General features: G+C 29.4%; 13 protein-coding genes and 2 pseudogenes. All 15 read right to left on the reverse strand.

What is annotated here, in order from left to right; translation table 11 throughout:
• Nucleotide 1 precedes the first annotated feature (1 nt).
• Nucleotides 2-373 (reverse strand): polysaccharide biosynthesis/export family protein, encoded by a 372-nt coding sequence (locus JJC05_RS16620; RefSeq protein ID WP_258929480.1) that lies wholly within the window; start codon nt 371-373, stop codon nt 2-4.
• Between the two features lie 35 nt (nt 374-408).
• Complete coding sequence (locus JJC05_RS16625; protein ID WP_258929481.1) at nt 409-777, reverse strand: polysaccharide biosynthesis/export family protein; 369 nt, start codon at nt 775-777, stop codon at nt 409-411.
• 3 nt (nt 778-780) lie between these two features.
• Nucleotides 781-1,353, reverse strand: coding sequence for a polysaccharide biosynthesis protein (locus tag JJC05_RS17960; protein WP_309597458.1), 573 nt, complete (start codon nt 1,351-1,353; stop codon nt 781-783).
• Complete coding sequence (locus JJC05_RS17965; RefSeq protein WP_309597414.1) at nt 1,320-2,231, reverse strand: SDR family NAD(P)-dependent oxidoreductase; 912 nt, start codon at nt 2,229-2,231, stop codon at nt 1,320-1,322. Before JJC05_RS17965 ends, JJC05_RS17960 begins: the two co-directional genes overlap by 34 nt.
• Nucleotides 2,232-2,771: 540 nt before the next feature.
• Nucleotides 2,772-3,897: pseudogene (locus JJC05_RS03865) on the reverse strand (aminotransferase class I/II-fold pyridoxal phosphate-dependent enzyme).
• 5 nt (nt 3,898-3,902) lie between these two features.
• On the reverse strand, nt 3,903-4,496 hold the full coding sequence (locus tag JJC05_RS03870) for an acetyltransferase (RefSeq protein WP_235878798.1): 594 nt from the start codon (nt 4,494-4,496) through the stop codon (nt 3,903-3,905).
• A gap of 1 nt (nt 4,497) precedes the next feature.
• Complete coding sequence (locus JJC05_RS03875) at nt 4,498-5,100, reverse strand: sugar transferase (protein WP_235878252.1); 603 nt, start codon at nt 5,098-5,100, stop codon at nt 4,498-4,500.
• On the reverse strand, nt 5,093-6,853 hold the full coding sequence (locus JJC05_RS03880; protein WP_309597415.1) for a glycosyltransferase family 4 protein: 1,761 nt from the start codon (nt 6,851-6,853) through the stop codon (nt 5,093-5,095). The genes JJC05_RS03875 and JJC05_RS03880 overlap by 8 nt, the downstream gene beginning before the upstream one ends.
• Nucleotides 6,854-7,352: 499 nt before the next feature.
• Entirely contained in the window at nt 7,353-8,306 is a 954-nt protein-coding gene (locus JJC05_RS18690) for an asparagine synthetase B family protein (protein ID WP_258929646.1), read from the reverse strand.
• The gene (gene asnB / locus JJC05_RS18695) at nt 8,306-9,244 is read right to left on the reverse strand and encodes an asparagine synthase (glutamine-hydrolyzing) (protein ID WP_258929482.1); all 939 of its coding nucleotides are present in this window, start codon (nt 9,242-9,244) and stop codon (nt 8,306-8,308) included. The genes JJC05_RS18690 and asnB overlap by 1 nt, the downstream gene beginning before the upstream one ends.
• A 97-nt stretch (nt 9,245-9,341) precedes the next feature.
• Nucleotides 9,342-9,947 (reverse strand): glycosyltransferase, encoded by a 606-nt coding sequence (locus tag JJC05_RS03890; protein ID WP_235878254.1) that lies wholly within the window; start codon nt 9,945-9,947, stop codon nt 9,342-9,344.
• 521 nt (nt 9,948-10,468) lie between these two features.
• Nucleotides 10,469-11,527 (reverse strand): O-antigen polymerase, encoded by a 1,059-nt coding sequence (locus tag JJC05_RS03895; RefSeq protein ID WP_235878255.1) that lies wholly within the window; start codon nt 11,525-11,527, stop codon nt 10,469-10,471.
• Nucleotides 11,528-12,211: 684 nt separating this feature from the next.
• A complete protein-coding gene (locus JJC05_RS03900) occupies nt 12,212-12,709 on the reverse strand; it encodes a hypothetical protein (RefSeq protein WP_235878256.1) in 498 nt (165 codons plus the stop codon).
• Nucleotides 12,706-13,578 carry a glucose-1-phosphate thymidylyltransferase RfbA gene (rfbA, locus tag JJC05_RS03905; protein ID WP_235878257.1) on the reverse strand — a complete coding sequence of 291 codons (873 nt, stop codon included), beginning with the start codon at nt 13,576-13,578 and terminating at the stop codon, nt 12,706-12,708. Before rfbA ends, JJC05_RS03900 begins: the two co-directional genes overlap by 4 nt.
• A gap of 81 nt (nt 13,579-13,659) precedes the next feature.
• Nucleotides 13,660-14,705 (reverse strand): annotated as a pseudogene (gene rfbB / locus JJC05_RS03910) (dTDP-glucose 4,6-dehydratase).
• Between the last annotated feature and the right edge of the window lies 1 nt (nt 14,706).

The following is a 14,706-nucleotide window of genomic DNA, read 5'->3' on the forward strand; positions in this document are numbered from 1 at the left end:
ATTATTTTTTAAACAATAGTACTAGTGATATAAGAACAGAACTCAACGAAATCCAAACGGGTATATTTTGATTAAATGTAGACGCATTCGCTCTTGCTCTATTAGGTTCTATATAAATTAAATCATTCTGTTTTAAATAATAATAGGCTGAATTCATAAAATCAGACTTTGTCAAATCAATTCTATGATATGTTTTTTTTCCTTCATTTTCTCTAATTAACAAAACATTATTTCTTTTACCATAAATAGTCAAATCACCCGCTAAACTTAATGCTTCAGGCAATGTAATACGCTCACTAACTACATTGAAAGTTCCCGGTTTTGCTACCTCTCCTATCACGCTTACCTTAAAATTCATTATACGAACGTTCACAATAGGATTCTTAATATATACTTTTAATTTATTTTTCAACAAATTAATTGCCTCTTCTTTTTTAACCCTCCAAAAGTTAAAGTTCCTATAACTGGAAATTCTATTTGATTTTTTTGATCTACCAAATACAATTGTTGCTGTCTCTGGCCGAGTGCACTTTGATTACCAACATTTGGTGCCGTGGTACTTTCTAAATTGAATGGAGCTGCTGCCTCAGTATCTGGAGCAGAAACTGTAATTAGTAACAAATCATCTGGTTGTATTTTAGGCTCAAAAAACACTACACTTTCAAAATTCGAATTATTAGATAAATCCGAATAATACGCTATCTTTTTTTGTTGTGAACATCCTAATACAAAAAAAGAAATTATTCCAAAAATAATTAAATAAATTTTACCTCTCATATATCAATTTTTATCTAAAATTTCATAATCAGAATTTAAACTTTTAAATTCTGGCACAATCATTTTCATATATTTAACGATATTGTGATTAGAATATTTAAAAGTAGTATCAATTAACAATTGAATATTTTCTTTTACTCTTTCATAATCTTCTATTACGTCTTGTGCTACTAATATTTTTTCATGATGAGTAGGCAAGGTTTTTGAATCGTCTTTCAATAATTCTTCGTACAATTTTTCACCGGGTCTTAGCCCTATTTCTTTTATTTGTACATCCACATTTGGAATTAAACCTGCTAAACGTATCATTTTTTCTGCTAGATTGTAAATTTTAACCGGTTTCCCCATATCAAATATATAAATTTCACCTCCACTTCCCATAGTTCCTGCCTCCAAGACAAGTTGACAAGCTTCAGGAATAGTCATAAAATATCGAATTATATCTTTGTGTGTAATGGTCACGGGACCTCCTTCTGAAATTTGTTTTGTAAATAACGGAACGACCGATCCATTAGACCCTAAAACATTCCCAAAACGGGTTGTTATGAATTTAGTAGTTTTAATATTCTTTTTAATAGTTCAAAATGTAATGATTGAACATACTTTTCTGCAATTCTTTTACTTGCTCCCATTACATTACTTGGATTCACAGCTTTATCTGTTGAAACCATTACAAAACGTTCTACTTTATATTGGACTGCCAAATCAGCTAAATTACTAGTTCCCATAACATTAACAAAGATTGCTTGTGAAGGATTCTCTTCCATTAATGGAACATGTTTATATGCCGCTGCATGATAAATAATATTAGGTAAATATCTTTTAAAAATAATATCTAACCGTTCTTTATCTCTAATATCTGCTACCTTAGCAATGATTTCAATAGAAGACGTATTATACTTATCTAACTCAATCAATAAATTATGTAAAGGACTCTCCGCTTGATCTATCAATAGCAACACATTTGGTTTAAAATCTATTACTTGTCTAACAATCTCACTTCCTATGGAACCCGCAGCCCCTGTTATTAAAACTGTCTTATTTGTATGGATTAAAGAAATAGCATTATTATTTAGAATTATAGGTTTTCTATCTAATAGATCTTCTATCTCAAAATTCTTAATTTTTTTTGAAATTTCTTTTTGATCTTCCCAATCAGAAACCAAAGGTACAGTAAACACTTTTATACCTATTTCTAAACATTCATCTACTAGTTGAATTTGTTCTTCTCTGGTTAGACTTTTATCTGCAATAACCAATCCTGATACTACATTTTCTTCAAATAATTCTACTAGATTTTCTTTAACACAGAATATAGGTAGACCTAATGCTCTTTTAGAATCATTAGATTGATATTTATCTATAAAACCTTTTATATGAAAACGTTTCGGTATTTCTGACAAAAGGGCATTAGCTACTGCGATAGCATTGGCATCTGAACCATAAATAAGCAACACCTCTTGTTTTCCTACTAAAATATTAGAAAAATAGATTTCAAATATTTTTTTAACTAAAACTCTGTAAAAAAAAAAGCAAACAAAAAACAATGAATGAGTTTACTAATAAGGCTGTTGTAAAATAGAGATCTACATATAGGAAAGTTTTACTAAAAGCATCTATTATTACTAATGTGGAAAAGGAAAAAAATTGAGCGAAAAAAATTTTAACCGCATCCACAATGGAAGAGTGTCTAATAATTCCCGAATAGGTTTTAAATATCCAAAAAAGAAAATATTAACGAAAAAATACAACGGAATTTTGATTCCTTCATATTGAGTTGTTATAAATTTAAGATTGATCCCTTTAAACAAATAGTAAGTCAATCCTGTAGCAAAACTAATAACTAAAATATCTAAAAAAGAACAAACCACCTAGGCAAATAGCCTATATTGCTTAAGTTTATTTTAGATAAAATTTTATGGTTAATTTTTTTATTTAGATATTTTCTCACTTTTAAAGAACATTATTTTTATTTATTTTTTTCACCTTGCAAATTACCGAAAAAATAATTGAAGTTCCGAGTAAATTCTTGCTTTTTCGCTTTCTGTCAAATTAGATCCTGAAGGCAAACATAAACCTCTTTCAAATAAATCCTCTGATATTCTCGCTCCGTAATAAGGATAGGATTTAAATATTGGCTGAAGGTGCATAGGCTTCCATAAAGGTCGAGTTTCTATATCCGCTTTTTCAAATGCTAAACGGAGTGCTTCTCTTTGTTCATAAGACTCTAATACAATCGCACTTAACCAATGATTGGAATAAAAATCGTCCGTTGGCTCACTTAAAGCAATTACATTTGGAATATTTACAAAGAATGACTTATAGAACTGGTTCATATCTCTCCTTAACTCAACATGTTTGTTTAAAACTTCCATTTGTCCACGTCCTATACCTGCACAGATATTACTCATTCTATAATTATAACCTATATGACTATGCTGATAATGAGGTGCGTCATCACGAGCTTGAGTTGAAAGGAACACTGCTTTTTGTTTAATATTCATATCATTTGTTACCAATGCTCCCCCCAGAGGTTGTAATAATTTTATTCCCATTAAAAGACAGTATACTAATATCTCCTAAAGTTCCACATTTTTGTTTTTTATAGGAACTTCCTAATGCTTCTGCACTATCTTCTACAACAGGAATTTGATATTTTTGAGAAATTTCTTTTATTTGATCGTGCTTGTATGGCATCCCATATAGATGAACTGCAATAATTGCTTTTGGTTTTTTTCCTTTAGAAATTCTATCTTTTATAGCTTCTTCTAAAGCAATTGGACACATATTCCACGTTTCTGATTCACTGTCCACAAAAATAGGAGTAGCTCCTTGGTACACAATTGGATTTGCTGAAGCTGAAAAGGTCATACTCTGACAGATTACTTCATCACCTGCTTTAATATCTAAAAGAATTAGAGCTAAATGTAAAGCGGCTGTTCCTGAACTTAAGGCAGCAACGCTCAAATTTTTACCTAAGTATTTTTCTAAGTCTTGCTCAAAACCATTCACATTAGGCCCTAGTGGCGCCACCCAATTGGTTTCAAAAGCTTCATTCACATACTTTTGTTCATTCCCTCCCATATGAGGAGAAGAAAGCCATATTTTTGTATTATTCATTTGAATTATATTTTATTACTTTTCCGAGGATTTCCTACAACAACAGCATAATCTGGAACATCCTCTATGATAACTGCTCCAGCACCAATAGTTGACCATTTCCCTATTTTTATCCCTTGTATAATGGTAGCACCAATACCAATATGACTTCCTTCTCCTACAAAAACATTTCCTGCCAGTGAAGCATTTGGTGAGATATGCACATAATTTTCAATCCAACAATCATGGTCAACAGATGCTGAAGTATTTATAATACAATGTTTACCAGCCTTAACATGAGCATTTAAAACTACACCAGCCATTATAACCGTCCCTTCACCTACACTAGAAAATTTAGATATTATAGCTTTTGGATGAATAGCAATAACAAAGTTAACATTTAGAGTATCCGCAATTTTTTTTCTTGTCAGATTATTACCAATCGCTATTATGCAGTTATCAGAAGGATGAAATTTAAATTTTCTAGAATTAATAATTGGAAAATCAAAAATAGTTTTTAATTTTTCCACATCATCAACAATAGTTTTTATTTGAATTTTGTTTTCAAATAAAATATCTATTATTACTTTACAATGCCCACTAGCTCCGTATAATATTATCTTATTGTCCATTAAATGGTTCTATTGTCGCCGAGTCAACGGCATTTATTCCTTCTTTTTTAATTACTTTCAAAAATGTCAAAAATAAAATTTTCATATCAACTAAAAACGAAATATTATCAACATACCAAACATCATATTGAAATTTCTGATCCCATGATATGGCATTACGTCCGTTTACTTGAGCCCAACCAGTAATTCCTGGTTTAACCTCATGCCTTCTGTTCTGAAAATCATTATACAAATGCAGATATTGAGTTAATAATGGTCTTGGACCAATTAGACTCATATCTCCTTTTAAAACATTAAACAATTGAGGTATTTCGTCTAATGATGTTTTTCTTACTAGATTCCCTATAATAGTTAATCGATCTGCATCTGGCAAAAGTATACCATTCGCATCACGCTCATCCGTCATTGTTTTAAATTTATATATTTTAAAGACTTTTCCATTTTTCCCTGGTCTTGGTTGCACGAAAAACACATTCCCTTTATTTGCAATAAACAAGCCAACAAAAACAAGGACAAAAAAAGGACTTAGAATTACAATTCCTATGAGTGTTGCTAAGAAATCTAACAATCTCTTTAAAAAAAATTTATACATGTTCTAAATTTTCATATTCATTTCGGATCGCTTCCCAAATTATTTTTTGCTCATATCTTGAAACTATCATCTGACGAGCATTTGATTTAAGTTGGTCAAACAAACTTTTTTCTTGGTATACTTTTCTCATTGCTTCTTCAATTGCTTTACTATTCTTCACTGGAATAATCAACCCATTTTTTTCTTCTTCAATGATTTCGTTACAGCCATTAATATTAGAAACAATAGCGGGTAATCCCATAGCACCAGCTTGCATCACTACATTCGGAAAACCTTCACGATAACTAGGGAAAACCAACAAATTCGCAACCTTAAAATAGGGTCTTACATCCGATTGGTAGCCTACATTTATAATATTTATATTTTCTTCAATTTCAGTTAAAGTTTCAGGTAATAGAGGATCTAAATCAGATTCCAACGGACCTACTAACAATAACTTTGTTTTACTTAAATTCAAATTGGTAAAGGCAGTAATCAACTCATTAATTCCTTTATCTTTTACTAACCTCCCCACAAAAATAAAAACAAAATCATCTTTTGCAATATCTAACTGTGCTTTTAACTTTAAGGTTTCTTCTTTAGAAATTTGTTCTGGAGCAAAAAATGCTGTATTGATTCCATTTGAACTCCCATTTCCTATAATTTTAATCTTTTCTTTTGGCGCAAAATTATTTTCCAAAATAAATTCTTCAAGTCCTTTCGAGTTTGGATAGACTTTAGTAGCACAAACGTAAGTTATTTTTTCTACTAGATTTAAAATTTTTCTTTTTACACCTACTGCTTCCATCAACGGAAGTCCAGCAACTGTATGTAATCTATGGGGTACTCCTGCTAATTTAGAGGCTATCATCCCTACCATACCTGCTTTAGGGGTATGGGTATGCACTATCTCAGGTTTCGTTTTTATCAAAAAAACAACTAACCGAAAAATAGCATACAAATCATAAAAAGGAGTTATTTTACGGGTTAAATTCAGATAAAAAACAGGCAGTTGATTGGATTTCCCAAACTTGACTAGGTTTTCCTTCTCAGAAGAAATAGCTATAACTTCGTAAAACTGACTCATATATGTCAATTGTCCAGTTAAAAGTTTTTCAAGTGAGATAGGAACTGTAGTTATCCTAACTATTTTTTTTTTTTCATTTAGTTTATCTTTTTTTAGACTCTGCGCCATGACATAAAAGAACAGAGGATAAAACATTAATCGCATTCTAGAAGCTAAACCCAAATTATAGATATAAGTGCTTAGAAACAGAAATATCGAAATTGATGTATAAAGTGCAAATTTAGTATCTAATTCAAACCAATTTCTAGTATGGTTGTAGAATTTTTTGAAAAAGAAATAGATAACAACCAACAAGAGCATTAGATTTTCAATTGAACTAATAAATTGAAAGAAATTTTCAACTTTATAAAACAACGGCAAACATAACAACATCAACACCCTCCCTATATAACCCAGATCTGCTAAATAGTTTGAGTCGGTGTATTTTTCTACATAATTTTGATACCCTTCGAATTTCAACAGTATCGATTCAATACTAAGAGACTCCAATTTTACAAATTGGGTCATAAAAAAGACTACTCCAAAAAAAGAAAGTAGTACAATTGGAATCCAAAACTTTTTATTAATTATATTCTTATATTTTTCAAATAAAACAAACACTAAAGACAACAATACTATTACTCCAACGTAAGGGCGCACTAAAAACAAGAAAAATAACGCCACTAAAATATTCCAACTTAATTGCATCTTTTTTAATTTGTAAAGTATAAATACTAACGTTAGAAATACCACACAATCTTTACCGGCAAGACGCTCCAAAAATGAAAAGAAGGCACTAAGAGAGTATATTGTAACCAATGTATTTTTCCTGAATCTAATTCGGAATATCGTTTAAACAATAAGACAAATGGAATAGAACTCAAAAAAACAGAGAGTAAACACAATAACTCAAAGTTAAATCCTATTTTAAAAAAGCAAACGATATAAATGTATAAAAAAGTTATGTCCAACAAAATTAAATCGATCTTTAAAAGATGTATTTGTTACCTCTATCAGATAACCTTGTATATCCGATATAGGATTTTGAACTATAATTTTATACCCTAAATAACCTATAACTAAATGCTCTAACATTAAAAAAAAAAGAAAAAAAATCTGTTTTTTATTAGATATATTAAAATAAAGTTTCTTGAGAAATAAACTAATCAATAGAACTTCTATAAATACAACTAAACCAATAGAAAAATCAGCTATCATAAGTCTCAAAATACCATTTTTGGAAACAATAAAAAGTCCATACTCTAAAAGTATTATCTTTTTTCCCACTTAGATGATTCGACACTAACTCCTGTATATATTCGGCATTAAACAAATCTTGCTTAAAAAGAATTTCAGTTTCAACATAACGCAAAAGCTCTTGCTTTAAAATTCCTCTTAACCAATCCCCTACTGGTACTCCGAAGCCTTTTTTAGATTTATCTAGAAATTTTTCGGGGAAATATTGTTTAAACGATTCTTTCAAAAGGTGTTTTTTGTCAAATCCTTTCAAAAGGTAATTTTCTGGTAACTGCGAAGTAAAATTCCATAGTTTCTTATTCAAAAATGGAGCACGAGATTCTAAAGACGATAGCATAGTTGTTCTATCCACTTTCACTAGCATATCCCCTTCCAAACTCAACATTTTATCAATACTTCTAAATTCGGTAAGTCCTAAATTTTCTTTAGTAATTTTAGCTTTGTAATAATTTAAAGCATCAGCATATTGAAATTTAGAATACAATAAATCCTCTAATTCATTTTTTTGAAATGCTAAAGAAATGATATTATAATAGTAATCCCCTTCATAATTCATTGCATTCATAAGTCTATTTAACTTAAATACAAATCCACGCTGATCATCTTTATTAACCACAAATCTTGACACTCCTGTTTTAATCCAGTTATTTACACTTTCAGGCACTATTGATATATACTTTTGGTTTAATTTCCCCACATAATATTTATTATACCCTCCATATACTTCGTCACCCCCATCACCAGTTAAGGCAACTGTTACTTTTTGACGTGTTTTATTTGCTACTAAAAAAGTCGGTAAAGCTGAAGAATCCGCAAAAGGCTCATCGAAATTCAAAAGAATTCTATCAACATCTTGCATCAAGTCTTTTTCTGAAATAATAAATTTATGATGGTTACTACCTATTAAATTAGAAACCGTAGTTGCTTTTTCAGACTCATCAAATTCTTTTTATCAAAACCTATTGAGAATGTATCTATTTTTTTATTTGTCTGTTGCGCTAAACATAAAGAAACAATTGAAGAATCAACCCCTCCAGACAAAAATGTTCCCAAAGGAACTTCAGACTCCGAACGACTTAAAACGGATTCTTGAACCAAGTCGTGATTTACCTTAACAGCATCGGAATTTGATAGTTGGCTATAATTTTCATACACTGACTCTTTAATAGTGTGAATAGACAAACTTATATTACTCAAATTAATTTCCAAGTAGTTATTGGCCTCTAATTTAGAAATCCCATCATAAATAGTAAAAGGAGCAGGTATATAAGTCAGTTGAAAATAAAGATTTAATCCATGCTTTGAAATTTCAGGTTTACGAGATAACTGATTGACTATCGATTTCAATTCACTCCCCCAATACACACCTTCATCTGTTTGTAAATAATATAATGGTTTCTCACCAAAATAATCTCTAGCTATAAATAATTTATTTCTGATCTTATCGTAAATACTAAATGCAAACATACCATCTAGCATGCTGAATGCATCCACACCGTAGTGAACATAAAGATTTAAGATAACTTCGGTATCTGATTTGGTTTGAAACTGATACCCTAAATCTAAGAGTTGCTGTTTTAGTACACGGTAATTATAAATCTCGCCATTAAACACAATGGTATAATTACCATCTGTAGTAGATATAGGCTGTTTACCTGATGACAAGTCGATAATTGATAATCGTTGCATGGCAAAACCAAGGGTATAATTTTCTAAAGACTTAACAAAAAAGCCATTTTGATCAGGTCCTCTATGATGTATAAGAGCATTCATTTGCTCTAACTTATTCATAGCTGCTTGTTCATTTATCGATTGTAATACAAAACCATTTATTCCGCACATAACTGATATCTTTATAGTTTTTTCAAAATAGATATGTATTCCTTTTTATTGTTTTCAACACAATAAAAATCAAGAAAACAATTATAATTATCCATTCCTACGCGATTAAAAACTTCTCTGTTTTCAAAAACTTTTCTAATTTCAATCTCCCAATCAAAGCTAGAACTAGCATGAAGATTTTTTTATTTCTATTAATTTTAACATTAGCTTCTAAAGGCGTAGAAATTGTTGGCTTAGCACAAGCCATATATTGAATTAATTTAAACCCACATTTTCCTTTATTGAAAGAATTATCAACAAGAGGCATTATACCAACATCAAATTTATTTATCCAGTATACTTCTGTATCAGCAGACCAAGGTATAATTTTATAATTAATTCCTTTCAACTTATATTCTAAATCAACATCGAACCCAACTAAATATAAACAATAATCAATATCATCAATATTTTTAAAAACCTGAACTAGGTCTATTAAATTAACACTAGTAGATTTTGATCCTATCCAGCCCACAATAAAATTATTACTTTTAATTTTTAAATTTGGTTTAGGATATTTAATACAACTAACAGAAGTTGGAATTTCTTCGACATATATATTATTTTTCTTTGCATAATATGTCAAATATGGACTACCCGTAATTACCTTTTTAGCGTTTTTAATAACTTTCTTTATTTTATCTCTAAATAAAAATCTTATCATTATATTAGAATGTGAATCATAATTATGAAAAATCGCATCATCAAAATCAACAATATACTTAATTCTAAAAAGGTTCAATAAAACCTCAAAAAAGGAAAGAAATATGGAAATAATTCATATTCAATATATACATTTTTAATTTCCATAATCTTGAATAATTGAACTAATCTAAGGAAATATCTTTTCAGAACATAAACAACTTTTCCTCCTCCTCTTACAGTGAAATATTTCTTATCAAATAAAGGATAGACGTTACAATTTATTCCTTCAGCCTCATAATGTTTTATATATTGATATATCCTATACCGACTACTAGGTCCCGACTCATCATATTTTGTAAAAAAAATAAACTCCATGAATATTATTTAAACTTATATTTTTTCTTTGTACTTATCATAAAATATACACCAACCATTAAAAATAACCAGATTGGAAAATTATTTATTTTAGGGGTAAAAAAGCCATTAAATTAACATAACAAACATTTGAATAAGCATATAAACCAAAAGGATTTGCCCCTCTCAAAAAAAAAAGAGTCCTAAACTATTCAATAAAAAGGAGTGTAAAAAAATGGCAAACATTACATATAGAAAACCTCCATCTCTATAAAAAGGTTCTAAAAAAGTTCCTACATTAGTAGGTGAGGGAATAAAATAAAACTCGTTAATTAAAGAACTTGGCTCGTCTGTTAATCCTAATGAATTTGTAATTTTCAATAAAGGATACATTGTTCTATCTATATTTAGCTCATCTATATTTTCGTTCTCTATGATGTGATTAAAATAAGCAAAAGATGAAGTCCCATAGTATACAAAATTCTGAGCTGATGGAGAAATATTCCATCCTTTATACATTTTTTCATCAGTATCTTTACCTGCCAAAATTGCTATTGCTGAAAAGAGACCATACACCACTATCATAAAAAATAAAGAGTAAAATATAATTTTAAAATTATTAATCTTATGATAAACAAATGGAAGTATAGCAATCAATGAGGTAAAAATAATCCATATAGGTCTCGTCCTATCAATAAAAAGCAAATTTTCAAAAAATGTAATCAAAATAAAAAGATAATATATTTTTTTACTTTTCATTTTTTTTATAACACATAAAGAAACAGAAACCGCTAACCATGAAAAATAACTAAGTTGAATTCCTATTGAATCCGAAAAATTATCCCCTTCAATTCTAATTTGCTTAGAATCATCTGAAAAAATCATTCCAAGAAAAAAACTAACTCCTCCAAAATAAGAAATTAATTTGACCAAATACATAATGAATCCAATATTTCCTAAGCTATAAAAAACAAAAATAAATCTCTTAATTTTATTTATATCTAAGTATTGTAAAGAAGAATAACAATTAAAATCATTAACAATTCTATTTTTGTACAGTTTTAAGTAAAGAAAACTTGATACAAAAAAAAACAGAGCACTTATAATAAATATAAAGTGAGAATAATTGTTACACTCATTATATTCTATTATACCCAATATATAAGAAATATAAAAAAAAGTAAATGTTATAAATCCATAGAAAGAGGGCACATATATCAAAAATTTCAAATCTCTTCTCATCATTTTTTTTTAAATAAAATTAAAACAATAAAAAATAACATTTGCAAAGGGACGCTCCATAAAACAATAGATTTTATTTCTAAGGACATTAATAAAATTTGAAATATAATACTAAAAAAAATACTCAAAAATAAATTAAAATTCAGATTGTTAACTTTTTTAACTTTCAACATTCCCAGAGTAATCATATTAATAAAAATAATCATTACCGAAATTAAAAAATAAGGTAATACATCATAGCAAGTTATTATTGAATTACCTTTCCAAAAAAATAAATACACAAAAAAAAATAAAGCCAGCGAAAAAGATAAAAAACTATACCTAATCTATTTTTATTTATATGATTCAAAAAATCTTCCCTTTTAGTAACAACCATTTCTGAACCATATAAAAAAACTAAAGAAACTAGCACACCTGATATCAATTCTGGAAATCTTGTCAAAAAAAGATATTTTTGTAATTCATCACTATTATACCCGAACCATATCATAGAAACAGTTCCTAATGAAAATATTATTTGATCATATTTAAATAATATATAATTCAGTAATTGCTGAATCCCCAACTTAAATTCAAGTTTAGGATTTAATTCAATAGCAACAATTTGATTATAAAATTTGAGAGTAATCAAAAATCTAATAAAGGAACATATTAAGAAAATCAATATAAATTCACTTTTATTAAGATTCACAAAAATTCAAATATAAGAAATACAATAAAAAACAATGGATATGATAAAAAATTAGATAAAAAAACTTGTCCGAATAATCCTCTAGCTCCCAATTGAACAATTATAAGTATTGAAATCACATCTAATATTAGCAATAAAAAAACTAAAAAGGAATTTAACAAATCTTTTTCTAAAAAATAAATTATCAATGAAAAAAACAAAGCTAAATATAACCCATTATTTTTCATATAACCTAAGGGATCATATTTCTTTGAAGCATCAACTAAAAAACTAGCGTACAACTGATTATCAATACCAAACTTACAAACGGTCAAACCAATCATTTGATATTGGGCAAAAAGTATAACCTGTAAAGCCATATCCGATTTTATAAAGTTCAATCCACCAGAAGTCAAAACTATAAATCCTATAGACGTTAGTAAACCAGAACTCAATAACTTCAATGAATGACTTAAAAAATCTTTTACAAAATTTAATTTTTCTTTATAAATCACAGGGTTAGTTTTCTCAAATACTCTGCATACGAACTTTTCCCAAGTCCTTCTGCACACTTACTAAATTCTTCTTTAGAAATAAATCCTTTACGACATGCTACTTCTTCAATACAGGCAATCTTTAAACCTGTACGCTTCTCAACCGCCTTAACAAATTCCGTTGCTTCAGTCAGTGATTCATGCGTTCCTGTATCTAGCCAAGCAAATCCACGACTCATTAACTGTAAATTCAATTCTCCTTGTTCTAAGTAGGTTTGATTAACGCTTGTAATTTCCAATTCACCACGATGAGAAGGTTTTACATTTTTAGCAATTTCAACTACTGAATTGGGATAAAAATACAAACCAACGACCGCAAAACTAGATTTTGGCTCCAAAGGTTTTTCTTCAATTGACAAAACTTTACCATTCTCATCAAATTCAGCCACACCATAACGCTCTGGATCATCTACATAATATCCAAATACGGTAGCTTCATTCTTCTCTTTCACGGTATTAACCGCATTGTTCAATAAATTTTGCAATCCTGCTCCGTAGAAAATATTATCGCCTAAAATCAAACATACATCGTCATCACCTATAAACTCTTCTCCTAAAATAAAAGCTTGCGCTAAACCATCTGGTGAGGGTTGTTCCACATAAGATAATTGCATTCCTAATTGACTTCCATCTCCAAATAATCGTTCGAAGTTTGGTAAATCATGTGGGGTTGAAATAATCAAAACCTCTTTAATACCCGCCAACATCAACACTGACAATGGGTAATAAATCATCGGTTTATCATATATGGGTAACAATTGCTTTGAAACCACTTGTGTAAGTGGATGCAATCTTGTACCTGATCCACCCGCTAATATAATTCCTTTCATCTTTTTAAGCATTAAGCTTTAGCCTCTAAGCAATAGGTAATGCTTTTAAAAAGCTTTCTGCATATTGCTTTCTGCATATTGCTATTGATATTGTTTTTCGTAATATTTCGCGTATTCTCCTGAAGTTACATTATTCAACCATTCCGTATTTTCTAAATACCAGTTAATCGTTTCTTCCAAACCTTCCTCAAACGTTACTGATGGCTTCCATCCTAATTCTTTATTAATTTTAGAAGCATCAATTGCATAACGCAAATCGTGACTGGACGATCTTTAACATAAGTAATCAACTCAGAGGATTCTCCTTTTGAACGCCCTAGTTTCTCATCCATACGATCGCATAACAAACGTACTAAATCGATATTTTTCCATTCGTTAAAACCTCCAATATTATACGTTTCATGATTTTTTCCTTCATGGAATACTAAATCGATAGCTACTGCATGATCTTTTACAAATAACCAATCCCGCGTATAATTTCCATCTCCATAAACAGGAAGAGGCTTTTTATTGATAATATTATTAATAAAAAGAGGAATTAATTTTTCTGGAAAATGATAAGGTCCGTAATTGTTTGAACAATTAGTTAACACATACGGTAAACCATAAGTTTCTCCATATGCACGAACAAAGTGATCAGAACTTGCTTTTGAAGCTGAATATGGCGAATTAGGATCGTAAGAAGTGGTTTCAGTAAACAAACCTGTATCTCCTAATGAACCATACACCTCATCGGTAGAAATATGATAAAATCGTTTCCCTTCAAAATTCTCTTTCCAAAGATTTTTAGCTGCATTTAATAAATTCATTGTTCCGATAACATTTGTTTTCACAAATGCCAACGGATCAGTAATGGAACGATCCACATGAGATTCGGCTGCTAAATGCAAAACACCATCAAATTGATATTTTTGAAAAATTTGATTGATAAAATTTTCATCAACTATATCTCCTTTTAAGAAAGTATAATTTGGTGCATTTTCGATATCCTTAATATTTTCCAAATTACCTGCATAGGTCAATGCGTCTAAGTTATAAATTGAATATTCTGGATATTTAGTTACAAATTGCCTTACTACATGAGAGCCGATAAAACCCGCTCCTCCTGTAATTAAAATATTTTTCATT

The organism is Flavobacterium davisii, from assembly GCF_019565505.1.
Classification (GTDB): Bacteria; Bacteroidota; Bacteroidia; order Flavobacteriales; family Flavobacteriaceae; genus Flavobacterium; species Flavobacterium davisii.

Bases quoted from the DNA above. Each gene is read 5' to 3' on its own strand.
- rfbA (WP_235878257.1), bottom strand. From the start codon at position 13,578: ATGAAAGGAATTATATTAGCGGGTGGATCAGGTACAAGATTGCATCCA.
- JJC05_RS03895 (WP_235878255.1), bottom strand. From the start codon at position 11,527: ATGATGAGAAGAGATTTGAAATTTTTGATATATGTGCCCTCTTTCTAT.
- JJC05_RS03875 (WP_235878252.1), bottom strand. From the start codon at position 5,100: ATGTATAAATTTTTTTTAAAGAGATTGTTAGATTTCTTAGCAACACTC.
- JJC05_RS16625 (WP_258929481.1), bottom strand. From the start codon at position 777: ATGAGAGGTAAAATTTATTTAATTATTTTTGGAATAATTTCTTTTTTT.
- JJC05_RS03890 (WP_235878254.1), bottom strand. From the start codon at position 9,947: ATGATAAGATTTTTATTTAGAGATAAAATAAAGAAAGTTATTAAAAAC.
- asnB (WP_258929482.1), bottom strand. From the start codon at position 9,244: ATGTGCGGAATAAATGGTTTTGTATTACAATCGATAAATGAACAAGCA.
- JJC05_RS03880 (WP_309597415.1), bottom strand. From the start codon at position 6,853: ATGCAATTAAGTTGGAATATTTTAGTGGCGTTATTTTTCTTGTTTTTA.